General features: G+C 40.4%; 26 protein-coding genes and 1 riboswitch. Of the genes, 7 read left to right on the top strand and 19 right to left on the bottom strand.

The features are described from left to right. Positions 1-370 precede the first annotated feature (370 nt). Together K0R93_RS11825 and K0R93_RS11830 are read right to left on the bottom strand one after the other, a co-directional pair. A complete protein-coding gene (locus tag K0R93_RS11825) occupies positions 371-1,219 on the bottom strand; it encodes a VanW family protein (RefSeq protein ID WP_300301502.1) in 849 nt (282 codons plus the stop codon). Then, a complete protein-coding gene (locus tag K0R93_RS11830) occupies positions 1,197-1,382 on the bottom strand; it encodes a hypothetical protein (RefSeq protein WP_300301504.1) in 186 nt (61 codons plus the stop codon). The genes K0R93_RS11825 and K0R93_RS11830 overlap by 23 nt, the downstream gene beginning before the upstream one ends. Before the next feature lie 115 nt (positions 1,383-1,497). Between K0R93_RS11830 and K0R93_RS11835 the strand changes: the two genes are divergently transcribed. The 6 genes from K0R93_RS11835 to K0R93_RS11860 all read left to right on the top strand — a co-directional run bounded on the left by K0R93_RS11835 (position 1,498) and on the right by K0R93_RS11860 (position 7,923). After that, positions 1,498-2,661, top strand: coding sequence for a sensor histidine kinase (locus tag K0R93_RS11835; RefSeq protein WP_300301506.1), 1,164 nt, complete (start codon positions 1,498-1,500; stop codon positions 2,659-2,661). A 4-nt stretch (positions 2,662-2,665) separates the two neighbouring features. Then, positions 2,666-3,322: a response regulator gene (locus tag K0R93_RS11840; protein ID WP_300301508.1), complete on the top strand. Its 657-nt coding sequence runs from the start codon at positions 2,666-2,668 to the stop codon at positions 3,320-3,322. A 124-nt stretch (positions 3,323-3,446) separates the two neighbouring features. Next, positions 3,447-4,463: a hypothetical protein gene (locus K0R93_RS11845; RefSeq protein ID WP_300301510.1), complete on the top strand. Its 1,017-nt coding sequence runs from the start codon at positions 3,447-3,449 to the stop codon at positions 4,461-4,463. 29 nt (positions 4,464-4,492) lie between these two features. Beyond that, positions 4,493-5,428, top strand: coding sequence for an ABC transporter ATP-binding protein (locus tag K0R93_RS11850; RefSeq protein WP_300301512.1), 936 nt, complete (start codon positions 4,493-4,495; stop codon positions 5,426-5,428). Positions 5,429-5,443: 15 nt separating this feature from the next. Next, positions 5,444-6,727: an ABC transporter permease gene (locus K0R93_RS11855; RefSeq protein ID WP_300301515.1), complete on the top strand. Its 1,284-nt coding sequence runs from the start codon at positions 5,444-5,446 to the stop codon at positions 6,725-6,727. Positions 6,728-6,732: 5 nt separating this feature from the next. Further along, positions 6,733-7,923: an ABC transporter permease gene (locus K0R93_RS11860; protein ID WP_300301517.1), complete on the top strand. Its 1,191-nt coding sequence runs from the start codon at positions 6,733-6,735 to the stop codon at positions 7,921-7,923. Positions 7,924-8,013: 90 nt separating this feature from the next. On the opposite strand, the gene K0R93_RS11865 is transcribed toward K0R93_RS11860, so the two are convergent. Then, positions 8,014-9,318, bottom strand: a complete 1,305-nt coding sequence (locus K0R93_RS11865) for a cyanophycinase (protein ID WP_300301519.1) — start codon at positions 9,316-9,318, stop codon at positions 8,014-8,016. A gap of 262 nt (positions 9,319-9,580) precedes the next feature. On the opposite strand from K0R93_RS11865, the gene cobO reads away from it, so the two are divergent. Next, a complete protein-coding gene (gene cobO / locus K0R93_RS11870) occupies positions 9,581-10,099 on the top strand; it encodes a cob(I)yrinic acid a,c-diamide adenosyltransferase (RefSeq protein ID WP_300301521.1) in 519 nt (172 codons plus the stop codon). 15 nt (positions 10,100-10,114) lie between these two features. Here the strand turns inward: cobO and K0R93_RS11875 are convergent, their stop codons facing one another. From K0R93_RS11875 to K0R93_RS11950, 16 genes are all read right to left on the bottom strand, one after another. After that, positions 10,115-11,134, bottom strand: coding sequence for a DUF6765 family protein (locus K0R93_RS11875; protein WP_300301523.1), 1,020 nt, complete (start codon positions 11,132-11,134; stop codon positions 10,115-10,117). A gap of 116 nt (positions 11,135-11,250) precedes the next feature. Further along, positions 11,251-11,589, bottom strand: a complete 339-nt coding sequence (locus tag K0R93_RS11880; protein ID WP_300301525.1) for a hypothetical protein — start codon at positions 11,587-11,589, stop codon at positions 11,251-11,253. Positions 11,590-11,642: 53 nt separating this feature from the next. Further along, positions 11,643-12,329 carry an anaerobic ribonucleoside-triphosphate reductase activating protein gene (locus tag K0R93_RS11885; RefSeq protein ID WP_300301527.1) on the bottom strand — a complete coding sequence of 229 codons (687 nt, stop codon included), beginning with the start codon at positions 12,327-12,329 and terminating at the stop codon, positions 11,643-11,645. A 157-nt stretch (positions 12,330-12,486) separates the two neighbouring features. Next, the gene (locus tag K0R93_RS11890) at positions 12,487-13,218 is read right to left on the bottom strand and encodes a hypothetical protein (protein WP_300301529.1); all 732 of its coding nucleotides are present in this window, start codon (positions 13,216-13,218) and stop codon (positions 12,487-12,489) included. A gap of 62 nt (positions 13,219-13,280) precedes the next feature. Continuing rightward, positions 13,281-13,832 (bottom strand): GNAT family N-acetyltransferase, encoded by a 552-nt coding sequence (locus K0R93_RS11895; RefSeq protein WP_300301531.1) that lies wholly within the window; start codon positions 13,830-13,832, stop codon positions 13,281-13,283. 64 nt (positions 13,833-13,896) lie between these two features. After that, entirely contained in the window at positions 13,897-14,367 is a 471-nt protein-coding gene (locus K0R93_RS11900) for an NUDIX hydrolase (protein WP_300301533.1), read from the bottom strand. 66 nt (positions 14,368-14,433) lie between these two features. Further along, complete coding sequence (locus tag K0R93_RS11905; RefSeq protein ID WP_300301535.1) at positions 14,434-14,991, bottom strand: NUDIX hydrolase; 558 nt, start codon at positions 14,989-14,991, stop codon at positions 14,434-14,436. A gap of 213 nt (positions 14,992-15,204) precedes the next feature. Next, a complete protein-coding gene (locus K0R93_RS11910) occupies positions 15,205-15,933 on the bottom strand; it encodes a GNAT family N-acetyltransferase (protein WP_300301537.1) in 729 nt (242 codons plus the stop codon). Between the two features lie 171 nt (positions 15,934-16,104). Continuing rightward, complete coding sequence (locus K0R93_RS11915) at positions 16,105-18,243, bottom strand: ribonucleoside triphosphate reductase (protein ID WP_300301539.1); 2,139 nt, start codon at positions 18,241-18,243, stop codon at positions 16,105-16,107. Positions 18,244-18,463: 220 nt separating this feature from the next. Further along, the gene (gene pyrE, locus K0R93_RS11920) at positions 18,464-19,096 is read right to left on the bottom strand and encodes an orotate phosphoribosyltransferase (protein ID WP_300301541.1); all 633 of its coding nucleotides are present in this window, start codon (positions 19,094-19,096) and stop codon (positions 18,464-18,466) included. Positions 19,097-19,202: 106 nt separating this feature from the next. Next, on the bottom strand, positions 19,203-20,135 hold the full coding sequence (locus tag K0R93_RS11925) for an ABC transporter permease (RefSeq protein ID WP_300301543.1): 933 nt from the start codon (positions 20,133-20,135) through the stop codon (positions 19,203-19,205). After that, positions 20,113-21,222, bottom strand: a complete 1,110-nt coding sequence (locus tag K0R93_RS11930) for an ABC transporter permease (protein ID WP_330685151.1) — start codon at positions 21,220-21,222, stop codon at positions 20,113-20,115. The genes K0R93_RS11925 and K0R93_RS11930 overlap by 23 nt, the downstream gene beginning before the upstream one ends. A gap of 11 nt (positions 21,223-21,233) precedes the next feature. Next, on the bottom strand, positions 21,234-22,742 hold the full coding sequence (locus K0R93_RS11935; protein WP_300301545.1) for an ABC transporter ATP-binding protein: 1,509 nt from the start codon (positions 22,740-22,742) through the stop codon (positions 21,234-21,236). Between the two features lie 68 nt (positions 22,743-22,810). Beyond that, positions 22,811-23,923, bottom strand: a complete 1,113-nt coding sequence (locus K0R93_RS11940; RefSeq protein WP_300301548.1) for a BMP family ABC transporter substrate-binding protein — start codon at positions 23,921-23,923, stop codon at positions 22,811-22,813. Positions 23,924-23,955: 32 nt separating this feature from the next. Further along, positions 23,956-24,525, bottom strand: a complete 570-nt coding sequence (locus K0R93_RS11945; RefSeq protein ID WP_300301550.1) for a xanthine phosphoribosyltransferase — start codon at positions 24,523-24,525, stop codon at positions 23,956-23,958. A gap of 131 nt (positions 24,526-24,656) precedes the next feature. After that, positions 24,657-24,757: riboswitch (purine riboswitch) on the bottom strand. A gap of 112 nt (positions 24,758-24,869) precedes the next feature. Beyond that, the gene (locus K0R93_RS11950; protein ID WP_300301552.1) at positions 24,870-26,366 is read right to left on the bottom strand and encodes a putative glycoside hydrolase; all 1,497 of its coding nucleotides are present in this window, start codon (positions 26,364-26,366) and stop codon (positions 24,870-24,872) included. Positions 26,367-26,599: the final 233 nt, after the last annotated feature.

The following is a 26,599-nucleotide window of genomic DNA, read 5'->3' on the forward strand; positions in this document are numbered from 1 at the left end:
AATTTCTGGGTGGTTTCGCTGCTAACCGCTAACGGCTAACTGCTAACCAATATATATGCTGGCTTAATTCTTACACTGTGTAGTTTTCAAAGACCAAATATGGTAACGTTTTCATTGGCCAACCTCTCGTGTTGACTCTTATTATGTTACACTAATCTTGCGCTTATGTCAAGCTGCTTTTTATTGGTAATTTCTGTCTTATTTCTTCTTGAGCAGATGTTAACTATATCATGCATCTCTTCTCTTGTCAACATGTATTTCAGTAAAAAATGAAGGGCTGATGACCAACCCCTGCTGTCTCAAGGACAAGATATACTATACCATAGTTTTTCTATGAAATCAATAGACTTTGATGTTGTAAATTATTCCATCAAACATTCTTTTTCGCCTCTAATAATGGTTCATACATCATAACAGCATGATTCTCTGAGATAAATTCATCATTCAGCAAAACACCCTTGGAATCATACTTTCTCCTATATATCTGATTATGACGGGTATATCCACCCCAGTATTCTTGCTGAATTTGGTGTCCTTTTTCATAGACCTCATAATAACCTTCTATAGCCGCTATACTTCTCCACTCTCCTACCAGGTCCGTTTCCGTCAAATAGAGATGGAGCTGCATAGGTTGGCTTGTTTCATTTTTGATTTGTAAATCTATATAATTATAAGAACATGTAGCCCCGCTGCCAAAGGGTTGGGTTCGATCTACGTCAGGAAATACATCATAACTGTGCCTCCATCGTTCCACCACCGTCAGTGGGGTATGCAGTGTCATCCAATAAATAAGGTTGGACAACTGACACAAGCCTCCCCCTATACCCGGTTTGAATTTCCCATAAAATAAGACCATTCCATCAACGAATCCATCTTTTTTCCTCGGCTTTCCTATCTGCTTCCAATAGGAGAAAGTTTCTCCCGGGTAGAGCACAAGACCGCTTATTCTTTCAATGGCAATCCGAAGATTTGTAATCTTATTCTGTTGGAGCCACATATCCACTTTTCTTAGTTTCCTGAGCAGCGGAGTCCGATGCCTAAAAATTACTTCATTATAATGTAGAATATTCTCTTTTCTATGAGCAAACTTCACCTTTGATCCATACCAGTATAGATATCGCTTTAGGGTGTATGCCATTTTCCCTAAAAATATTCTTACACTGGATCGTTCTTTAGGTCTCTTATCCGACTCCTGTTTATTTATTTTTCTCTGGTTCATAAGCATCTTCCTCATAATCAAACTCAAATTTCTTCATGGTCGCCTTATTTGTAAATCCTTTGCTCCTCTTTTGATTGCTATATAAATCCTTCAAACGATCATAATCATCCTTCTCCACGTCGAAATCTTTTCTGAATATTTCCTTGAAACTATTGTCTGCCATTTTCGCACCTCCCTCTTCTATGGAAAAATCAACCGATCCCCTCTTTCATCTCATTTCATCATCTTATATAATAAGGATAACAAATGTAAGAGAAAAATTATAGAGGATGATGAAAATGAAAAATTCAACCAAGCATATTATTTTTATCCTACGGTTCATCCTTTTGATGTGCTGCTTTATCTTCGCCATTGGCCTTGAGCTTCCCAGCACCAGTCGCTATATGATCCTTATACTCACTTTCTTATTTCTGCTGTTTTCTTTGCACCTCAAGGAACTTCCCAAAATTCAATCCTCTAGATACTACCCCTATACCTACATATTAGATGTTATCATACTTTTGATTCTGGAGTACAATTCTAAGTTTCTTCTAAACTATTATTTTCATTTCATTTATTTTATCTTGATGCTATCTGCAGGATTATTTCTCTCCCGTTTCCACGGTGCCATCATCAATATTGTCATCTTCTTGGCATCCATGTTCAAGTTTACCCAGATTCTTCAGATCAATTGGAACTTATCCAATGTATCTTTGACAATTTTTACTTTCTTTACTTCTCTATTGATGATCATCCTATTGAACTATGGAAAATACTATTCGGAAGAACAGCAAAAATTCAAAGAACTCTATCGTGAATTAAAAGCCTATGCTGATCAGATAAGGGAGCTTACCCAGGCGGAAGAACGCAACCATCTGGCCATGGAGATCCATGACTCTATCGGTCACACCATGACAGGCTTGATCATGGAATTGGAGATGTGCAAGCGAGTCATTCCAAAAAGCCAAGATCAAGGGGTGCAACTGATTCAACATGCCCTAGACACTGCCCGTGAAGGCTTCGTAGATATACGCAGATCTGTGGATGCTTTAAAAGCGAAAAGCTCTGAGCTTAAATCTGAGAACTGGATGGAAATGATTCATCATTTCCGTAATCAAACAGGATTGGATATCCATGTACACCTTGATCCTGATAAGATTCAACTTCCATCATCTATCGTATCTGTTGTCTATCGGATTCTGCAAGAGTCCTTGACCAATGCAGCTCGGCATGGTCGCTGTACTACAATAAACATAACCATCCAGCTACAAAATGCTGTTCTTGGCATAAAAATTTTAGATAACGGCGAAGGATGCACACCCTATATAGAAGGGAACGGTTTGAAAGGTATGCGACAAAGGGTTACGGCATTGAATGGCTCCATAAATTTTTCCCAAACTCCTGGATTCTGTGTAGAAGTACAGATTCCTGTATCTTTACAGCCCAATTCGTCAGTGAGGTGATAAGATGAAAAAGATTAAAGTTATGATCGTAGATGATCAAACCATACTAACCCAAGGTTTAAAAATGATCCTCGAAATGGAAAAGGACTTAGAAGTCATTGCCGTGGCATCCAATGGTCAAGAGGCAGTTTCCCTATGTCACTGGCAGTGTCCGGATATCATTTTAATGGATATAAAAATGCCCATTATGAACGGTGTGGATGCCACAGAAACTATCAAGTCACAATTTGTTCATCCCAAAATCATTGTCCTCACAACATTCCATGATACGGAGTATATTTTTGATGCTTTAAAAAAAGGAGCTTCCGGCTATCTATTGAAGGAATCTCCACCGGAAGATATCATCCATGCCATACGTACCGTCCACCAAGGAGGGTCTATTCTCCAACCGAATGTCGCCTCCAAGGTCATTGAAGAATTTACGAGAATGGCTTCCCATACAAAAACCAACACTGTAGATGAACGAATCCATCTGCTCAGCGACCGTGAGAAGGATATCATCCAATGCATCGGTGAAGGCATGAACAACAAGGAAATTGCCGTTCACTTATACCTTAGCGAAGGAACTGTTCGTAATCACATCAGTCACATGTTAGAAAAGCTCGATCTTCGAGATCGCACCCAGTTAGCAATCTTTGCGATTAAAAATCAACTGACATAATTTCATTATCACCCCATGACAAATGTCATGGGGTGATAATCATTTAAAATGATTTTTTGCACATGTAATGTCTTCTCTAATTATCTATAATAGCATTAGATAATAACCAAAGGAGGTTTCCAGTATGAAAAAAGCATTCTGCATTTCACTACTGATCATAATAATCCTTTCACTTTTCATCACCGGCTGTACCAGTGGTAATATTATGAATCAGTATATGCAAGCCCTAGAACAGACAGAAAACATCCAAAGATCCAGCGAACTCATAGAATTCACCACCGAGTTAGACTTTAGCGACTTGGACCTTACACTGGAGGAAAAAAAGCAATTGGATATGTTCAGCAGTGTTAAAGGTTCTTTTGTTTCGAAGCATGACAAAGAGAAGGGTATCTCTTTCCTCGATGGTCATATCGACATGAAAAATCTCGGCTTTGATGTAAAGATTTACGAAGATCAGGAAAGGATTGTGGCTTTAATGCCCATCTTCTCCAAATACATGGTAATCCATAAAGATCAAGATCCTACTTCCTTGCAAAAGAATTTTTCCATGATTCAGATAGATGAAGAGGAAATCAAAACCCTATGGAATAGTATGATTACCCAGTCTAGCATTCAAAAAATCGGCAATAAGATGGTCAGCACCAACGAAGGTGAAATCAGAACCACAGCCTTTGAAGTTACCCTTCAAGATGCTGAGATCAAAAAACTGGGCAAGACCTTTATCCAAACTATCCTAAAAAATCCAGAAACAAAACAATCCTTCATGAAGTTCATGAACGATATGCCGACAGGAGAAGATGCAGATCAATTCTTGAATACAGAAGAGGACTTTGAAGAATTCCTAGGTCACATGGAGAAAGGCATCGACCAGATGAAGATCAATGAATTCCGTCATACAGGTTCATTTGATAAAGACCACTATATCATCGAAGAGAATATTTCTCTGAACTATGCGATGGAGGTAGAGCCAGCTAAAAACATCCAAGTGTCTTATGTCCTCCAAATAACCCGTTGGGATATCAATAAGAGCTTTGAAATTGAAATGCCTGACATAACTGAAGAGAACAGCTTTACATTGGATCAATTAGATGAAAATACCCCCAAACTCATCGAGGACTTGATCAAATCTCCAAAAAAATAGAAGAACTATCATGAAAGGGGCGCAATACCATGTACATGGTTGAAATAAATAATTTAACAAAGAAATATGGTTCTCTGACAGCTGTAGATGATATTAGTTTGAAGATTGAGACTGAAGACCTCTACGGCCTTCTAGGTCCCAATGGTGCTGGAAAGTCTACCACCATTTCTACCATTAGTACCTTCATTCAGCCTACTTCAGGTGACATTCTGGTGGGCGGCCACAGCATTCTAACAAAGGCATCAGCCATACGAAAACTCATCGGGCTGGTACCTCAAGATGTGGCACTATACCCTACATTAACTGCCCGAGAAAATTTGTCTTTTTTCGGAAAGCTGTATGGGTTAAGAGGGAAGGATCTTTCGAAGAAGGCAGATGAAATTCTAGAAACCGTCGGCCTCCGTGATCGGGGAAATGAAAAAATAGATACCTACTCCGGAGGTATGAAGCGAAGAATCAACATCGGCGTCGGGTTAATGAATGATCCTAAACTCTTGATCCTCGATGAACCTACAGTAGGCATCGACCCCCAATCCCGCAATCATATATTGGAAACAGTAAAAAATTTAAACCAAAGAGGCATGACCGTAATTTATACCAGTCACTACATGGAAGAGGTAGAGTTTCTTTGCAAGCATATCGGTATTATGGATCAGGGCAAGCTTATTGCCCAAGGCTCCAAAGAAGAGGTCTGTGCCTTGGCTGGCAACGAAGAAACCCTCACGATTCATATCTCTCAGCTATCCGCCCAACATCTTCAACAGCTGCAAACCATCCTTCCAGAATATACAATGCATTATGGAGATGGGATTCTCACGGTACTAGGCAAAAAAATACATTCTGTATTAGGCGATATCCTAACCATCCTCAATACGGAGAAGTCCAAAATCACATCCCTAGATGTTCAAGAGCCTAATTTAGAATCTGTATTTCTTCATCTTACTGGCAGAGCTTTAAGAGATTAGGGGGGGGGGAAGAAAATGCATGGATTATTTATCGCCCTTAATGATTTAAAAATTACTTTAAAGGATCGAAAAGTTACAACAATTTTGCTGCTTATGCCGATTTTGCTTATAACAGTGCTTGGGTCTGCCCTTTCCTCTGCCTTCACCCCCGATACCATGACAGATCTCCATCAAATTACAATTGCCATCGTCGAAGGTGAAGCTGCTAACTTGAATGACCTTGAACGATTTATTCCCATGGATCAGATGGAAGAGATTGAAACATCCCTTTCTGATTTAGATATAAATCGTATCGTAAAAGAAGAGGTACTTCAATCAGAGGATATTAAAAGCCTTGTATCCTACGAAGTCCTAGATCATCATACCGCCCTGTCTAAGCTGCAGGCCAAAGACGTTGCAGGGATCGTTTATCTTCCTGACCAATTTGCCAATCGCTACATTATGGGAAACAAGTCAGAAATCAAAATCGTAACCAATACGGATAGTCAAATAGATCAAATGATTCTGGATGCAGTTTTTAGAAGCTTTAGCGATCAGCTTTCTCTGCCCAGGATTGCCGTCAGTGTCGTTCAAGAGGAAAACATAAAGGAAGGTGTTGGCACCTTTTCCTTTTCAAAGACAGGAGAAGATATCCAATCCTTGGTGTCGGATAAAGGGATTTCACTTGAATTTCTTCAAAAGACAGAAGCTGGAAAGCAGCTCATCTCTTCAAAAGAATACTATACATCAGCAGTGGCTGTCATGTTCATGCTATTTTCAGCCGGTTATGGTCTGATGAATATGCTCCATGATCGTGACCATTATACCCTTATGCGCCAGTTGATCGCAGGGGCGTCTAAATTTCAAATGCTCTTGGGCAAATTTTTATATACGCTTTTTCTATGTGTCATACAATTGAGTATTTTATTTGCCTACGGGTATATCGCCATGGGGATACGACTTCCATCGGATTTATTGGCCTTTATGATACTGATCTGTGCCGCTAGCTTTGCCATGGCAGGTTTATCCGTCCTCCTCTGCGGTATTGTGAAGAATCAGAGAGGCGCTGTCATCTTCCAAGGCTTGATCATCAATATACTTTCCCTATTGGGCGGCAGCTTTATCCCTATAGAGGTTATGCCTAAAATTTTCAGACCATTGGCAGATCTTACGCCCAACGGTCGTGCCTCCAGGGCTTTTGTTCACTTGATTGAGGGCGGTCAGTGGAGCAGTATTTCATCCAGCGTTTTGATGTTATTTGGATTCGGAACCCTATGCCTGTTGATCGGCGTCTGTGTCTTCCGTCCCGCAGAGAGGTGATGAATATGAGAAAAATATTATCGATTACCTACTTACGATTTCTTAGATTTATAAGGGAGCCTGGTCTCTTTATCATCATGCTGCTCCTTCCCATCTTGTTTACGTATTTCATGGGCAATATGGGTTCGGGTAATTATCGTATGCCCATCGCTTTTGTAGATTTGGATCAAAGCACTTATTCTAACAAGCTTGTTGAGCGATTCACCAGCAATAACACCTATCATGTTTTCCAGTATAATCAAGAAGAAGCCATAGATCACGTTAAGCGGCACAATATATCTGCTGCATTGATTATTCCAAAAGACTTTGAAAAATCTGTAAAAGCAAAGGGCACTCCTAAGATCGAAATCATTCGTCTTAAGGAATCCTTTGAATTGATCACCTTGCAAAATGAACTTCGGTCCAATCTGAACTTTATCCACGGTAATATCAAAATAGCCGATTATACCGTAGCTCAAATCTCAGAAAAAAAGAACATCAATAATAAAAAAGAGTTGATTTGGCAGCGTGCCTACAACAATGCTTTAAGCAAATGGTTTCCCTATCCTCCTGTATACACCACACTATCTAGTTTGAATCAGCAGGAATTTGACGGCTATACCCCACTAGCCCATTACTCCGTTGGGTTCAGTATGTTCTTTGTGATGTATACCATCATATTCGGTATCGGTGAAATCTTAGATGAGAAAAAAAATGGTACGTGGCAGCGAATTCTTACCCTTCCTGTTTCTAAGGCAGAAATTTTGACAGGGAATCTACTGGGCACTTTCACTGTAGGCTTTCTTCAAATCTTTATTTTGATTCTCTTAGGTATTTATGTATTTGGTGTGAACTGGGGTGCCAATTTATCTGCCACACTCCTGGTGATGGGCGTCTTTGTACTGACCGTTACCTGTCTCGGTTTATTCCTATCCAGTATAGTTAAAACCTCCGCCCAGCTCCAGACAATCACGCCATTGATTACTGTTTGCTCTGCTATGTTAGGTGGTACCTTTTGGCCATTGGATATTGTCCAGTCCAAGCTTTTGCTATTTTTAGCAAAACTAACTCCCCAGTATTGGGCAATCTCCAGCATTGAAGGAATCATCCAGCAAGGATATGGTCTTAAGGATATAACTTTATCCTTGGGAATCTTATTTCTCATGGCTGCCTCTTATTTTGGCCTTGGATTAAAATTATTAAAATGGGAGAATTAAAACAGTGGGGTGCCCTATTACAATGGCAACCCCACTTCCCTTTATTTTAGATATCTATCTTTGACTGTCTTATTCGTGTGCAGTTCTTTTCTACTTCTTCTTGTCATCGTATTTTATTTCCACTTGAATAGGTTCAATATCTAAAGCAACCTTCAATACGGAATAATAATCCTTTGTTCCACCATTGAGGTATGCCCAATACCCATTGGATTCCTCAGTCTTTCTAAAAATCAATTCAAACCCTAAACCTTTATCATCAAACAAGTAGCTTTTTACCTCTTTTACCGCCCCATTGTCCACTAGGTCAAAGGCAATAAACTGTTTCCAATATCCATTGGCGCTCATAACACCCGTATTCAAAATAGGTCCATTTACTTCATAATACTCATATCCTGCAGTATCGACCTTATCGGGATTGAATACAAACTCTTTTGTAGATATATTAAAGGTGTCTCCTTGCTCTATGTAGCTAATCACAATATCCTTTATGGATGTTCTTTTGCTCTTAAGATCCTTTGTGGCTTTGGATATATCCACTAAGGTTACCCCGCCAGCGCCGACAACTTCAATCATTTTTGTTTCATTGTTTACAATCATAGCTGTATTTTCATCTACACCATAGGCCAATTCATCCTTCTTTCCTTTTTCAAGAGCTGTTACAATCAATCTACCCAATCTAGCCTTCCGGTCAAAGTGCTGATCCACAATGCCATGCTTGAAGAACCCTAGACCTTTCTGAAGATATACAGGTCCCTGCTCTTGATCATTCATACTGGTGTACTCTGTGGTAAAACCATTGACCAAGGCCCCTAGACTGTTGCCGCCTGCGATCATGATATCACTCATGATGGCCGCTCCAGCACTTGTTCCACCGATGACACCGCCTTCTTTATAAACATCCCAAATAGCATCTAAAGCCAAGGTGTTGCTTCCATCTTCTTTAAATAGAGTCTGGGTAATTCTCGTTTGATCCCCACCAACAAACCAAACCCCTGTGCACTTTTCGATTTGGGACGCAATTTCTGGCTTACTGCCATTTCCTGCCCAAGTAGATTCATCTACATCGGCAGTTTTTTTCTCATCCTTTACTGCTATAGGTATAATTTCAATGTGGGATTCCTTAACCCCATAGGCCATTAAATCCTTCTTAAATTCATTGGCGTACTTTGACGGGCTTCCACTGGCTGCTGGTATAATGGCTATTTTTGCTTCATCCTTTCCCCCTGCCAGCTCGATAAACTTATTGTATATCCCTTCACTGGTACTTTCCATGGCACCACCCACGATAACCAAGCTTCCCTTGATATCATATTCCGTTGGTGACTGCGCCCATACGCTACCTGTCATAGTTAACACCAAAACAACGATTAATGTCCATGCAATCCTTTTTCTCATTCCCATTCCTCCCTTTTTTATCTCTTTTTTTCGTTTTTATAAAATGCAACATTCATGCCAACCCCCTATCGAAGATTTCTTATTCCCAACGTATAAGTTTGCTTATTATTTAAATAGGTATTTTGACTGTGTATTTCGTTCAATGTTTTTATTGGTGTTTATTGGCTTTTTTCACCCACCATTTTTCTAAAAAGAGATCCACCGTTTTATCTACTGAAATCGTGGTACAATATAACTAATACCATTTAAAGGAGGTTTTTCATTGGAAAAAGGATATATCCATGTTTATACAGGAGATGGTAAAGGCAAAACAACAGCTGCTATTGGCCTTGCAGTCAGAGCCGCTGGCGCTGGTAAAAATGTCTTTATCGGACAGTTTGTGAAATCTATGGAATACAGCGAACTCAATTCTATGACGCTACTAAAGGATTCTATTGCTATCGAGTTATTTGGTCATGGTTGTTTTATCACCAAAGATCCCGATCCACAAGATATCGCCGCAGCCAAAGCCGGTCTTGTGCGAATCAGAGAGATTTTTCACAGTAACCGCTATCAAGTCATCATCCTCGATGAGATTACCATTGCGATTTTTTATCAACTGGTTGGTTTAGAAGAAGTCTTATCCTTAATGGATGCAAAACCCTATGGTGTTGAACTTGTACTCACTGGCCGTTATGCCCCAGAAGAAATATTGGACCGAGCAGACCTTGTCACAGAAATGAAAGAAATCAAACACTACTATACCCAAGGTGTATTAAGCAGAGAGGGCATCGACCGCTAGTCGTCCCTCTCTTTTTTAAGTGATAATTCCATATCGAGGCAGAAGTTCATTCTTTACAAAGAATTTATGCACCGTTAGCCCGTCATGGAAGTACTTCCAGTCTGAATAAGCAAATTCCTCATTCTTATCGAATTTCATGGCTGATTTATCTAAAACCGTTACTGCCCTTCGAAACCATTGGCGTTCATCATATTGAACCGCTGCTCTAAATCCAAAGTATCCTTCCATCAACTTTTTCTCCCAGATTCTCACCCTTTCCTCCAATGTTCCCCTCATGGCAAAGATATACCTTACCCTACCCTCAACCGTTTTCCAAGACTTAGGGTCTTCTTTAAAAATCTGGGGCATTTGCTCCCTTATGTTCTGGGACAGAAATTCATAAATATGAAGAACTGCATCCATAAACCTGTTTAAGTTATCAATTCGAATAACACTCTCATACCCATGAGGCTTATAGCTCCACACCAAATAGGGCTCATCGGGACATGTGAAGGCTTGGGCATGGCCTATGGGGGGCAGCAGTTCTGAGAAAATATTTGATCCAAATTCTTCAAATATGCTATATTTACGATTCTCATATTTTAATGCTTCTACCTCATTGTGGGGTTTCCTCAAACCGCTAAAATTTTGGTGTGCCCATGTGTCTGCATACATGTGTAATGCAATACCTAGACGGTGGAGTCCATAAGGTTTTGCTAAAGTCTCCAACGTATCCTCTATTACTGCTTTCGCTGTTTTACTATTCTGTCTGCAGCGAATCTGTTCAAAGAAATCATCTCCCTCGAGTCCAGGGAGAAAATGAAAGGGCATCAAGATCTCATAGCCCACTTCTTTCTTAAATATCCCCAAGTCTAAAATTTTATGGGCAGACATTTGCTGCTGAAAACGCCCGCCGCTTTCAAAAGTCAATTCATGACTATAGATGGCATCATCCGTATGTTGAGAAGCATAGGCAATAATTTCGCTTTCTTCCGGTTTTATTCCAGCCAATCGGCACAATGTATATATACTATAATAATGAAAATCTCTTTGCATGATTTTCACCTCCCGATTCTTTCAATTTATTGGTGATAAAATACTCTCTTATGAGCATTTTATGGTAATTCTCAAGAATCGGTACCATTCCCTAAACAAAACAAGAAGAAGGGATCTTAGATCCCTTCTTCTTGTTTTGTTTCATTCAATTGTTTCTCAACAAATTCCTGACGACACTGCCAGCTGCAGAAAAAATGCATACTTCCCTCTTCAGCAGCCACTTGATACGCCCTTTTTCGAGGGATTTCCTTATCACAACAAAAGGTTGAAACCATTTCTATGGGTTCTTCCATTTCTTTTTCTTCAACCATAGCCTCATCTAATCCGTTCTCTTGAGCTCTTTTCCTATTCGTTGCTGAAGCCGCCTTTCTCACTACACCCATTCCTATCAATACAATTCTTTGAATAAAGATATATATCAAAATGATCCATAGAATCTCCAAAACACTATTCATATATCATCATCCTTTTTTCCAAGATTATCATCCATCTCAAATCAGTAAGTCTCTTATTTTTGAATTTTAAGTTTTTCAAAATACCCTTCTATTTCCTTTCCAATTCCCTCTAAGATTCCTGGGTCATAAGGATGGAATTGGTTTGTTCCAGCCAATACCGTATCGCCATCTTTAAAGTTTTGTATAGAATAACGCTTACTAGGGTTTATGTATGCTGCGATCTCCAAAATATCCTCTTTTGTATGGAGTTCTTTACAGACAGTGGTTCTAAACTCATAATCTATGTTTGAGTGCCGGATTATATTGATACTGGCTTTTATATCCTCGATATCTACCTTTGCGCCAGCAACCAACCCGTATTTGTGAAAGGGTGCTTTTATATCCATGGCTATGTAATCTAATAACTTTTCATCCAGCAGGGCTGCTAAAACACGAGGATGGGTTCCATTGGTATCTAACTTCACTAGAAATCCCCTTTCCTTGATTTTCTTGATAAACCCATGTAAATCCTTATGTAAGGTAGGCTCTCCACCAGAGATACATACGGCATCTATAAAGGGCTTCCTTTTCTTCAGGAAAGAAAACACCTCTTCTTCATCTATATTTTTTCCATCCCATGCTACGATATGCCCATTGTGACAGTATGGACATCTAAAGTTACAGGATGCAACGAAATACATGGTACAGATCTTATCAGGATAATCAATAAAAGATGTTTTCTCATGTCCTGCAATATACATTTTCATTGTCCCCTTTTTTGTTCTATCTCTTTTTTATCCTCATTCTATTATTATTACCAAAAAATTATCATAATAAAATCTGGATTCTCTTTCCTATAATATCATACCCCCATTACCTTGTACAAAGCAATAATCAATGTTTTTTACCGGTATATTCTTACCAGAATCTATAGATTCTTCCATCACAAAACACCTTATCAATCTTCTGATCTACAACATTCAGATAAATATTCATATCCTTTTTACAATCTATGACGATAGGGAGGCGTATACAATCTTCGTAGTTCCCAGATTTTATTCGGATCTCCGTAGAATGTCTGTGGTTTCTACCTCCCAAATCTGCCAAGTCTGCCCCTATCAGCATCCCCATGGCGCCCATAATATCCGTATCCAAAACTGGATAATCAATGATTGTGGCATAGACAGCACTTGAAAGCCAATCGATCCCAATTTGCTCACTGTAACAATCTATATTTTCTTTTATTATGATGCCACCCTCTCGAAAACTACACTTTTTTATATCACATAAAATATATCCTGTAATGCGATTTTCCAACACACTTTCATCCATATATGCCGCTGGTGCTTTCTCCCCAAACTCCATCAAAAACACAGCCATAATCCGTTGATCATAGATAAGCGTATTTCTGCTCTCTCTTCCTAACAAACCATCCAATACATTTTCTAACTTTTCATCATCAATTGTACCCAGAATATTCTTGCAATCATAGCCTGCGGCTACATGTTTTCTGATTTTATCCATATTCACATGCAAATCCGCTGCCCTTACATCCGTCAGTGCCACCATACACACATTTTTTGCATAAGGAAACCGTTTATGTACCACCCCAATATGCTTTCCCGACCGATCAAACACATCCATTGCCATATGTCTTCCCCTTTTCCATTCATATTGTCCGTGTAACGCTTCATACGTATCAATTACTTCAGTTAGATCTTATCATTTAGGAGCACCATATGAATATGATCCTCCCATACGCCATTAATTTTTAAATATTTGTAGGCTAGCCCTTCATGATAAAACCCTAACTTCTCAACCACCCTTAGGGATCGTTTATTTTTAGGCATAATATTGGCTTCGATCCTATGGAGTCCATATTCATCAAACACAATATCAATTCCCATTCTAATCGCTTCTGTCACATAACCTTTGTTGACTTCATCCTTATCTAACTTATACCCTAAATAACAGGATAGGAATGGACCTCTCACGATATTACCAAATGAAATATAACCGATAATTCTTCTATCATCATCCTTTCTAAAAATCCAAAGGTTAAGGGCACTGCCACTTTCACTATTGGATGCTTCTCTATCTAGCAGCTCTTCTTGGTATTCTTTTGTATAAAAATCGTCTCCCTTATGGGGATCCCATTCCTCAAAAAAATCTTTATTTCTTATAAAATAATCTAAGGTCATATCTGCATAGGTTTTGTCTAATCCTTTCAATACAAGTCGTTCCGTTTCATATATGCTTTTCAACAAAATGCCTCCTTGGATTCCTATATGATTCTTTACAATGACGATAGTATACAACCACCCTCTTTCACTCTCCAAAATCAACAGCATGTTCGACCGTAGCTGGGAGATCTTCTAGTCGCCTCTTAATAAATGTGGGATATAGGGATTCATCCTGAACCTTTTCCAGGGGAACCCATCTGAATTCAAACTCAGTTTTCCCCTCCGTCACATAGAACAGATTCCCTCTCCCTAATAGACTCGCATCCTTACATTCAATCAAATAGTAGAAACAAATTTCGTGGTATTGATGGTTCTCATGGGTGAAAAAGTGCTCACAAATCCACAGCAATCGATCGACCCTCACTGTAACCCCTAACTCTTCCTCCATCTCCCGCACAATGGTATCTTCTGTTTGTTCAAACATTTCCACCCTGCCCCCAGGAAAGGCATAAAAGTCATCCTTCATGGAACGATGGATCAACACCTGATCCTCATACAGTAGAATCCCTGCCACGCGAAAGTTAAAAATGCCCTCTTTTGTTTTAAAATTGATCATATGCACATCCCCTGCCCATATAGTTTTCCAAGAGTCCACCTATTTTAGATTGATTCATTATCACCTTCATAATGCTTTTGTCTTAGATACAATCTTTTTATATACTTCTTGCATATGAGGTTCATTCGAGTACTTATCGATTTCTTCAATGGGGATCCATTTCACTCCGCTGTTTTCATCATTTTTGACAACTAGCGGCTCCCTTTCATCCGCCTCCAATACATAAGCAACAGACAAATGAAGATGGGCGGATACATATTTCCCTCTTTTCACATGGCCCAACACTGTTAATACATCTAGCGAGATGATATTCGTAGTAACAGGCTGAATATTTTTTACCCCTGTTTCCTCCTGAGCCTCCCGAACAGCGACCCCAAGCAGGTCTTCTTCTCCATCGGCATGCCCTCCAGTCCAAGCCCATGTATTGTATATGTTATGGTGTATCATCAGCGCTTTATCTCTGGTTTTGTTCACGATAAACCCTGAGCTTGTTATATGAGCTATGTTGTTGTTTCTAGTTAGTATATCATTAAAGCTGTCCATGCATTGTAAAATAAGTAGTTTATCCTTTTCTTCCTGTTCATTACATGGAATATACCTTTCTATTTCTCTAATCCAATCCATGTTTACCTCCGTGATTATGATATGGTGTTTTAAATAATGATGTAACCGACAAAGGATGCGACGTAAATCCATAGATCATGATTTTCAACGTAGGGGTTGCATAATATGCAACCCGCCTAAATTTTATGGCATTCCTACGGGTCGCATACTATGCGACCCGTACAAAACCATCGCAATCTTCTATCGGATTTTCCTACATATCCCCCATAATGTTTAAATCTCTATATTCACCACCCTTTTATAGACTTTAAATCCCAGCCTTTCATACAGTCCCCTTGCCTTTGTGTTGTCCTGATCCACAAACAGCATGAGTCTTCGATCTCCGTAATCCCGAAGAACAGCCCTTAACAAGCTTGTGCCAATACTCTGTTGTCGTAATTCTGGAACCACATAAAAACTTGATAGCATTGCCAAATCACGATCTACCTTTTCGATGCAGATCGTTGCAATGACTTCTTCTTCCCTATATACACATAACCATTCCATATTATCGGGTTCAAATTCTATAAATTCTTTATTATATTTTTCTTTGAACTTCTTCGCTATTTTATACCATTCAACCTTATCAATTGCTATATAATCGATGTATCCCGCTTCGAGAAGCCGCCTCTGGGGTTTATACACCATAATTAGGTTATATGCAATAGATACCTTTGAAGCCTTCCCATCAGATGCTTTCAATTTCTCTTGTACAAAAGATTCTTCCAGTTCATATAAGCTGTATTCCCCGTACAACCGATCAAACCATTTGCTGCATTCCAGTGTATTCCCTCTTAAAGCTGCGCCTTTTTCATCTTCCCAAATGGCGACAATTCCATCAATACAGTTATACTCATTCCGAATAATTTCATAATGAAAATCCTTTATGCCATGGATCAATCCTCGAATGATGTATACATTTTCATATTCATTCTTTCTTAAATAATCCAGCAGTTTTTGCAAAGAATCGCCCTCTTTATTCCATATTTTTCCTTATAGCCTTTTTATTATAGCACACTATTGTTCTGTTAAAAAGAAAGCGTTCATCTATTTGATATATACTTCCAGATGCAAAAACCCCAAGGTTTCCGCGTCCGTCTCCCCTGGGGTTTCAATATTTCTATGTATGATCTATTATGAAATTTTTTCCTCTTGGTATTCAATAATATTGTCTTCATTCAACTTTAATGATTCTTCACAAGAGAATTCTTCACGATCCTTGAATTCTTCTTGCTTTCCTCTATTCCATGATTGAACTGGTCTATGGAAGCCTACAACTCTGGTCCATACCTCTGCTTCTCTGTCACAGTGCGGACAATTGAAGTGTTCTCCCGAAATATAGCCATGTTCTGCACAGATGGAGAAGGTCGGTGTAATGGTCAAGTATGGTAAGCTGCTGTTTTCAAACACTCTCTTGATCAGCATCTTACACGTTTCAATGCTCTCAATCTCCTCTCCAATAAAACCATGAAGAACAGTTCCACCGGTGTACAAGGATTGCAGCTTTTCTTGCTTCTCAAGGGCTTCAAAGATATCCCTTGTGTAATCCACTGGCAGTTGGGTAGAGTTGGTATAGTACGGCTCATCCTTCCCCTGGGTAAAGATGTTTGGATACATCTTCTTATCCAGTCTAGCAAATCGATAGGATGCACCTTCTGCAGGAGATGCCTCTAGGTTCCAAAGACTGCCTGTTTCCTCTTGGAAGATTTGAATCACGCGATTCATAAATTCCATGATCTCTACTGCAAATTCATTACCTTCCTCTGTGGTGATATCTACGCCTAGAAGATTCACACAAGCCTCATTCATACCATTTAATCCAATGGTAGAGAAATGATTCTTGAAGTATTCATCCGTTGCATCCTTCACACCCTGAAGATAGTGCCTGGAGTATGGATATAACCCCGCATCCATATATTGCTCCAACACGTGCCGCTTATTTTCGCAGATTTCCTTAGCGATCTCCATCAACTCTCGTACTCTACGTTTGAATTCCTCCACAGTCTTAGATACATAACCGATTCTAGCCATATTTAACGTAACCACGTTGATGGATCCCGTTAATGGATTGGCTCCGAAAAGGCCGCCTCCACGCTTGCGCAGCTCACGATTATCTAGTCTTAAACGGCAGCACATGGAACGAATATCCTCTGGAGAGAGGTCTGAATTCATAAAGTTGGCAAAATATGGTGTGCCAAACTTCCTCGTCATTTCCATCACATGGTTTACTACCTCAGTGTCCCATGGGAAATCATTGGTGATATTTACCGTAGGAATCGGGAAGCTGAAAGCTCTTCCTGCGCCGTCCCCTTCCATCATGACTTCACAGAAGGCCTTGTTGAACATATCCATCTCCTTCTGGAATTCCTTATAGGTCTTATCCATGGATTTTCCACCGATAATGACTGCTTGATTCTTTAGTAGTTGATGGGGCGCAATATCCAGAGTTATATTTGTAAACGGTGTCTGAAAGCCTACCCTTGTAGGCACGTTCAAGTTAAATACAAATCGCTGTATCGCCTTCTTTACCTGATTATAATCCAACTCGTCATAGTAGATAAATGGCGCTAAGTATGTATCAATACTAGATACCGCTTGGGCACCTGCCGATTCTCCCTGCAGTGTATATAAAAGATTTACCAATTGTCCTAAAGCCGATTCAAAATGCTTTGGCGGCTTTGACTCAATTTTCCCCTTGGCTCCTTTAAATCCATACCTTAAGAAGGACTCCAAATCCCATCCGCAGCAATAAGGTGCCAACAAACCAAGATCATGTATATGTAAATCGCCTCGAATATGGGCGTCTCTTAATTCTTTCCTATAAATCTTATGTAACCAATATTTCGTTGTGATACTCTCTACGATATGATTGTTAAGCCCCTGTAATGAAAAGCCCATGTTGGCATTCTCATTTACTCTCCAATCCTCTAGGTTCACATATTCCTCTACCATTTGCTCTGCATCCATGAAAAGGTTTCTAACCTCACGGATTTCTTCATGTTTTTTCCGATATAAGATAAATGCCTTTGCCGTTCTTGCATGCCCTTCTTCAATTAATACCTTCTCCACAATATCTTGTATATCTTCTACCGATGGAATACTGGCAGCATGGGTTTCGTTGACGATATCCATCACCGCCTTGGTTAATTTCTGGGCAGCCATTTCATCTTTCCCGCCAACTGATTTGGCCGCTGCAAAGATGGCATTCTTAATTTTACCACTGTCAAAATCGACAATTTCTCCGTTTCTCTTTTGAATCTTAGTAACGGACATGATACCCCTCCTCTTGTGACGCTTATTTCCTCACATACTACATATTGTATATTATGCACTATTTTGGACGGGTATGACAATAATCCTGAGGGCCCAAATGTTACGGATTTTGATATAATTCTACAGGTAGCTTTCACTTTCTCCCCTATCCTTAGAATTAAAATTTTCATTTTTCCGAACAATAGGAAATAATAAAGGCACACCCGAAGGTGTACCCGTTCTATTTCATAAATATATAGGGGTTCTTGCCCCATTTCTCCAGTAACTCTTGCTCTTGCCTTCGAATCATTCCCTGTTCCACTGCCATGGGCAGAAGTGCTTGATAGCTTGTCAGCGTATGATACTGGATTTTTTCTGCGGCAAAGGTCTCTTCTACCTGAGGAAATCCATAGGTAAAGATTGCCACAACACCCAGCACTTCCACACCCTCTTCTCGAAGGGCCTGGACGGCTTTTACAGAACTCCCCCCTGTAGAAAGCAAGTCTTCAATAACCACTGCCTTTTGCCCTTTTTCAATCTTTCCTTCAACCTGATTTCCCTTTCCATGTCCTTTTGCACTACTGCGCACATAGGCCATGGGTAAGTTCATCTTCTGTGCAGCCCAGGCAGCATGAGGTATTCCTGCTGTGGCAGTACCCACAAGAACCTCCACCTCTGGATAATAGGCATTGATCACATCTACAAATTCTTGGGCAATCATTTCCCGCACCATTGGATAACCCATGGTAAGACGATTGTCACAGTAGATAGGGGATTGAATTCCTGATGCCCATGTGAAAAGATTCTCCGTTCCTCTCACAGTTACAGCACCGATCTCCAACAACTTTCCTGCAATTTCTTTACACATATTCATTTTTTACTCCTCCTTGTTAGCCTCACTGGACTTCCTTTAAAGGCATTTTCATTTTGTCTATCGTAACACAGTAGCTATTCTTTGTCAATTTGCCAAAATCAGGCGTCTATCTCTCTTCTCGATGATAAGCAACGCCTAAATTGGCAGGGGCAGCTGTATGCTGGATACCTTTTCTGGCGGAAATAAAAATCAAAACACCGATGGTGAACAAATAAGGAATCATCTTCATCAAGAATGGTGAAGCTGTTATTCCTAATGTCTGGACGCGATATCCCAATATATCCAAACCTCCGAAAATATATGCCCCTGCCACGGCTTTAAGCGGATGCCAAAGAGCAAAAATTACCAGTGCCACAGCTATCCATCCTCTTCCTGCCGTCATATTTTCCAACCAGGAAGGTGCATAGGCTAAGGATAGATAGGCACCGCCCATCCCTGCAAGAACACCCCCTAGAAACACATGGGCATATTGTACCTTCGTTACCGAGATACCTACAGAATCGGCAGCAGCAGGATTTTCCCCTACAGCCTTGAGCTTTAATCCCATATTTGTACGATATATATAAATCCAAATCATTATAGCAATCCCATAGCTGATATAAATCAACAGATCCTGCTGGAAAAAAATCTCTCCTACAAAGGGGATCTTCTCCAATATTGGAAATCCTACTTTGCTAAACTTTACAGGTGCAGGAATACCAATAAGCTTTTTCCCGATAAAACTGCTCAACCCCGTTCCAAAGATGGTCAAGGCCAAGCCGCTTACCACCTGACTAGCTTTTAATGTGATGGTCAAAAATCCATGTATAAGGGCCAATGCACCGCCAGCCAGCATAGCCGCTAAAATGCCCATCCAAGGATTTCCGGTCAACACAGCTGCTTGAAAACCACAAACAGCACCTACCAACATCATTCCTTCTACGCCTAAGTTTAAATTCCCTGATTTTTCACAAAGTACCTCTCCCAGGGCAGCGTACAGAATGGGTGTCCCCGCCGTAACAGCTGCAGCCAAAGCACTAATTACTACTGGATAGTCCATGGACTGCGACCCCCTTTTTTTGTGTTTCCTTCCTACGAATGGATACCTTGTATTGGGTAAAAAACTCCCCGCCCAGAATAAAGAAAAGAATTAAGCCCTGCAGCATCAGAGCTGTCGAAGCTGGCAACCCGCTGGTCTGAACTGCATAACCTCCAACCAAAAGTCCTCCAAACAGAAAGGATACCACAATGGCAGCAATTGGATTTAACCGCGACAGCCAGGCAATGATGATGGCGCTATATCCATAACCCGGTGAAAAATTAGACTGAAGACGGTGGGTAATCCCAGCAACTTCTGTCATTCCTGCGATTCCCGCGATTCCTCCGCTGATACATAATGCTAGGATGATATTTCTCGTCACCCCTATGCCTGCATAGCGTGCAGCCTCACTATTCTCACCTGCCACCCGGATTTCATAACCCCATACCGTTTTGTTAATCAATATATAGATAATCCCTGCCAATAGCAATCCTATAACAATCCCCATATGGACCCTAGACCTGCCAAAGCTGGGCAATACTGCACTGGCACTGAATTCCGGTGTAATGGGAAAGTTAAAGCTTTTCGGGTCCTTCCATGGTCCAAACACTAAATAATCTACCCATAGAATCCCCACATAGTTCATCATAAGGGTCGTTATGGTCTCATTGGTTTTCCAGAATGCCCGAGACACAGCAGGCACCAATGCCCATAGGGCACCTCCTATAAATCCAGCTAGCAGCATCATGGGCAATAATACGTAGGATGGCAAGGTTTGGAACTTTAATGCCACCCCGCTTGCTGCAATAGCACCTACATAAATCTGCCCTTCCGCACCGATATTCCAAAGCTTCATACGAAACGCGATGGAAATTCCCAAGGCTGACAGAAGCAACGGAATCATTTTTACAATGGTCTCATTTACACCATAGGTAGAACCAAAAGCTCCATCCAGCATCGTCTGATAAATGGATAAAGGGGAATGACCTGTAAACGTTAGAAAGAGCCCCCCTGTTACCAAAGCCAGGAGAATGCCTACTATCCGAATCCCCATCAAAATATAGGGGTTGTCGACTACCTTCTTTTCTATCTGTATCATCGGGATCATCTCTTTTCCTCCTAACTTATCTTCCCATTGAGCATCAGTTTACCGATTTCCTCTATCGACGTCTCCTCTGGACTTACCGAACCAGCAATCCTTCCGCCCTCCATGATGATGATGCGGTCTGACAAATCCATAATTTCATCCAAATCCTCTGAGATGAAAATGACAGCACAGCCTCTATTCCTCTGTTCCAAAAGCAAATGATATACAGCTTCCGTTGTGGCTACATCCAATCCTCTCACAGGATAGGCTGTAATTAATACCTTGGGCTCCTCCAATATCTCTCTCCCCAGAAGTACCTTCTGAAGATTCCCTCCTGACAATACGCGGATAGCCCCATTGGCCTTAGAAACTTTTATGTCAAATTGACGAACCACTGCCTCCGCATGTTCTTCCATTCTTTTTCTATCAATAAAGATTCCTTTGCGAAATTTTTTCTTTCTATAGTCCTTAAGAATTAAGTTCTCAGCGATATCCATGTTGCCAACCAGACCCATACCCAATCGATCCTCCGGCACATAGCTAAGCCCTAAATCAATAATATCTGCAGCCGACTTTCCTTCTAACCCTATTCCTTGAATACGTATGGTTCCTTCTTCAATGTTCCTTAATCCAGCGATAGCCTCAGCCAGCTCCTTTTGTCCATTTCCTGATATCCCCGCTACCCCAAGAATTTCACCTTTCTTCACTTGGAAACTGGCTCCTTTTACAGCCATCATTCCCTTATCATTCTTTACTGAAAGTCCCTCCACTTCCAATACCACTTCATCATCCTTTTGCTGTTCTTTCTTTCGTATCTTTCGAATATGTTCCCCTACCATCATTTCTGTTAACTGCTGTTCGCTCACATCACATTTTTGTATCGTACCAACTTTTTTACCCTTTCGCAGTACTGTGATGTTATCTGCAATTTCCATTACTTCCTGCATCTTGTGGGTAATGATGACAACCCCGCACCCCTGCTCTGTCATCTTTTTTATGATCACAAATAGTTCTTTTGTTTCCTGGGGTGTCAATACCGCCGTTGGCTCATCCAAGATCAAAATGTCTGCTCCTCGATACAATGCCTTAAGAATCTCTACCCGCTGCTTTTCTCCTACAGACATATGGGCCACTACATCCTTAGGGTTAATGGTCAATCCATATTCCCCAGAAAACTGTCGTATCTTCTCTTCTATTTTCTTCCGATTGAGAAATACCCCTTGACTGCTGCCTAGTATGATATTCTCTGCAGCGCTTAGGTTTTCTACCAATTTAAAATGCTGATGGATCATACCCACCTTATGATTGATGGCATCCCGGGGAGATGAAAGCTCCGCCCTTTTTCCATGTAGGATGATTTCTCCTGCATCTTGACGGTATAAGCCCGCCAAAATATTCATTAACGTCGACTTTCCTGCACCATTTTCTCCTAACAAGGCATGGACTTCACCGGGTGCCAGCTGAAAATCTATATGCTCATTTACTGGAACGCCTCCAAATTTTTTCGTAATATCCTTCATTGAAACCAAAAGCTCAGCCAATTTCTTCACCTCCAGTTAAAATTGGCACACAAGTTGTGCCTGTGTGCCATTTATGGGTATATCTATTTTTACTTAGGAATTGTTCCCTCTACACCTTCCACAAACCAATCAAAGGAGAGCATTTCCTCATCCGCCATTTTTTCACCAACATTTACACGAACCGTTCCAGTCTGATCTTTAATTTCACCAGTAAATACATCCCATGTACCTTGTAGCATTTCATTTTTCTTAGATTCTACCAGAGCTTTCGTTTCCTCATCTACCAAGTCTGTCATGGGTGCCAATTCTACTACACCATCCTTCATACTGCCCCAGTATTGCTCTGATTTCCATGTGCCTTCTTTTACAGCCTTCACCGTCTCTACATAATATGGTCCCCAGTTCCATACAGGTGATGTCAGATATGCTTTGGGAGCAAATTGACTCATATCTGTGTTATATCCAATAGAGAATGCGCCTTTTTCCTCTGCCGCCTGTTGTGGTCCCGGTGTATCTTGGTGCTGGGCAATCACATCAGCACCGGCATCCAACAAACTCTTTGCAGCTTCTTTTTCCTTTGCTGGATCATACCAAGTATTGGTCCAAACAACTTTCACTACCGCGTCCGGATTCGCCTCTTTTACCCCTAGGGTAAAGGCATTGATCCCTCTGATAACTTCAGGAATTGGAAACGCTGCTACATAGCCAATTACATTTGATTCTGTTTTCTTTCCAGCCACAAGACCTGATAGATATCTTGGCTGATACATTCTGCCAAAATAGGTTCCCACATTTTCTGCCGTCTTATATCCTGAACAATGGACAAAGGTAACATCTGGATATTTCTTTGCCACGTTCTGTACATAATCCATATAACCGAAGCTAGTGGCAAAAATCACCTTGTTTCCTTTCTCAGCTAGTTCTGTTAGTACTCTTTCTGCGTCAGCACCCTCAGGTACAGATTCGATAAACGTTGTTTCCACCTCAGGCATTTGAGACACAAGATATTCTCTGGCTTTGTCGTGGGCAAAGGACCATCCTGCATCTCCCACTGGTCCTACATAGATAAATGCAACCTTTAGATTCTCATCCTTTGCTGCCTCTGGTGCTGGGTCTGCTGTTGTTGGCTTCGGTGTACAACCTGTGATCATCAGTACCCCAATCATTGCGATGCATAGAATCAAAAGTAATTTCTTTTTCATTTGCGCCCTCTCCTTTTTATTGGTTTATAGTATTATTTAAAAATAACTTCTTTTTCTTCCATTCTTTCTACAATGGCCAAGGATTCCGTCCGAATCCCCCGATCCCGCAGGAGTTTTCCTCCGCTTTGGAAACCTTTCTCAATCACAGCCCCTACGCCTACCAGTTGAGCACCGCTTTTTCTCACAATTTCGGCAAGTCCCAGGGCTGCATGTCCATAGGCTAGAAAATCATCAATAATCAACACCCGATCTCCTTGATTAAGAAATTTCTTGGCTACCTTTATGTCATAGGTAGTCCCCCTTGTAAAGGATTCTACTTGTTCCACATACACATCTGTATCCATAGTGGCTGCCGTCGTTTTTTTTGCGAACACCACAGGTACACCCAATACCGCTGCCGTGCTCAGGGCCGGCGCAATACCAGAAGCCTCGATGGTCATCACCTTCGTAATTTTTTCATCCTGAAATCTACGGGCAAACTCTTTTCCAATTTCCATCATAAATCCTGCATCAATCTGATGATTGAGAAAGGAATCTACCTTCAATATAGAAGAGGAGACAACTTCACCCTCTTGTCTAATTTTTTCTCTCAGCGTCTCCATAGTTATCCTCCAAATGTTGATATCGTCTTACTAAATAGAAAAAAACCTAAGACATTCCGTTTCCCCCATAGTGAAAACGGTAAACCTTAGGTTTACAAAGTAATAGCAAAAACAGAAATACGCTTTGCTATATCCGAACATTTTTCACTCATAGTCCTATAATTTACGGTCTAGGGTAGAAACTTTTGGGCCATATTCCCAATATTATATGAGTTTTTATTTAGTTTAATAAACATATTGTATCGACAGACCCGTTCCTTGTCAACCATATAATTCATTTTTATCTGATTTTTTCACTATAAAATGAAAGGGGATGCTTCCGCACCACCCTCATTTTATAGTATTTATTTCTTTACTGCCTCTTCTGGATATTTATTGCCTGCGTTCCATAGTAAATATTCATCCACGCCATTTTCTTCTAAAGCTCTGATTTGATCAGCTACTTCTTTTGCGTTGTATTTAATATGTCCTTTTACCCATGGTGCTGTAAATGCTTGAATCCATGGTCTGATCGTTGCAGGTGTCTGAATATTTTTATTTCTATTCACAGAATCCTTCGTACTATGGTAGATTGTTTCATACGGGAAAGCATCAGGGATAGAAAGACCATAGGTTCCATTGGCATAGTGACTTGGGTACATCATTGGGGATACGTAGTCTACCACATTACTTACAGCCTCCCAATATTGTCCTAATGCCATATCATCTGCTACTGATCCTACCAACCCATAAATATCTGCAGATATATATACATTTAACGGTGCCAATTGCTCTCTAGCAAATTTTAAATAGTTCTGGATTGTCTCAGGCTTTGATTCACCCTTTGTATTTCTATAGTCTAACTGCTTGTCCAGCTTTCCACCATTAGAAGCTGGGAAACGCACATAGTCAAACTGTATTTCATTGAAGCCTGCTTCAGCAGCTTCTTTAGAAACCTCAATATTATAATTCCATAGATCCCTATCATGGGCTGATGCCCAGATAAGTCCATCACTGTTTGTAAACGGCTCACCCGTTGCACGATAAACGATGGCACGGTCTTTATGCTGCTTTGTATATGTTGGATCTTTGAAGGATACGATTCTAGCAATGGTATAGATGTTGTTTTCTTTAAGCTTCTTCATTAACGCTTCAATATCCTTTACAGGCGCCTTGGCGTTAGCATCTGGACTATACTTCTCCGCCGCCTTTGTCTTAAACAGCATATGTCCATTGTCATCTTTCACATCAATAACAAAGGTATTGATTTGTGTTCTCTTTGATAATTCAATCAGTTCATCAAGTCGGTTATTTGAAGCTGAATAGAGCGTTAAGTAAATTCCTTTTACTTTTACCCTCGGATTATTTGGGTATTCGAAGGTTTTCACCTGAGGAGAATAATCTAACTTCTTTAACTCTTCGCTAAGAAGCTCTGTTCTGTCTTCTACAGTAAAGGAAGCAGCAATCCACCCTGAAGCCTCACCTTTCATGCCATCAAAGCCAATCTTATACCAATTTTCATTGTTCTCGTCAGTCTTTTCTTCAATAATCTTTACAGCAGAACCCTTCATCAAACTGTCCACAATCCCTGCATCCTTTTTTGCTTCTTCGCGGACATTTAACTTACTGGCACTGATATACACTACCCCCTCGTCCTTTGCAGGCGCTTCAGGCTGTACTGCTTCTTGCTCATCCTTTGCTTCTTCATTTTCTTTGGTTCCATCTGCATTTTGTTCCTGGGTAGTTTGCCCCTTACCGGCTTCATCAGCCTTAGATGTCGGTGCAACTTGCCTGCTGAAAGCAAAAATACTTACAATGGCTAGTGCGACCATTACCACTAATAGAACTTTTTTCTTGTCCATTAAGCCACCTCATCCTTTTCCTTTTTAAGTTCATTATATCATGGGTTGTACCAAGACTCACTTCATTTCTCATATGAAAATTTTACTATATTTATCTTCCCTTTCCCTTCCTATCCCTAATCTATTATCTAGGCGTTCCCCCTTGAAATATATACATTTTTAGGACGCATTTCCTCTAGTATTTGTTTCAATGATTCTTAAAAAGCATCAAAAAAAATTGACAGCGTTATTCG

The organism is Anaerosolibacter sp. (assembly GCF_029240175.1).
Taxonomy (GTDB): Bacteria; Bacillota; Clostridia; order Peptostreptococcales; family Thermotaleaceae; genus Anaerosolibacter.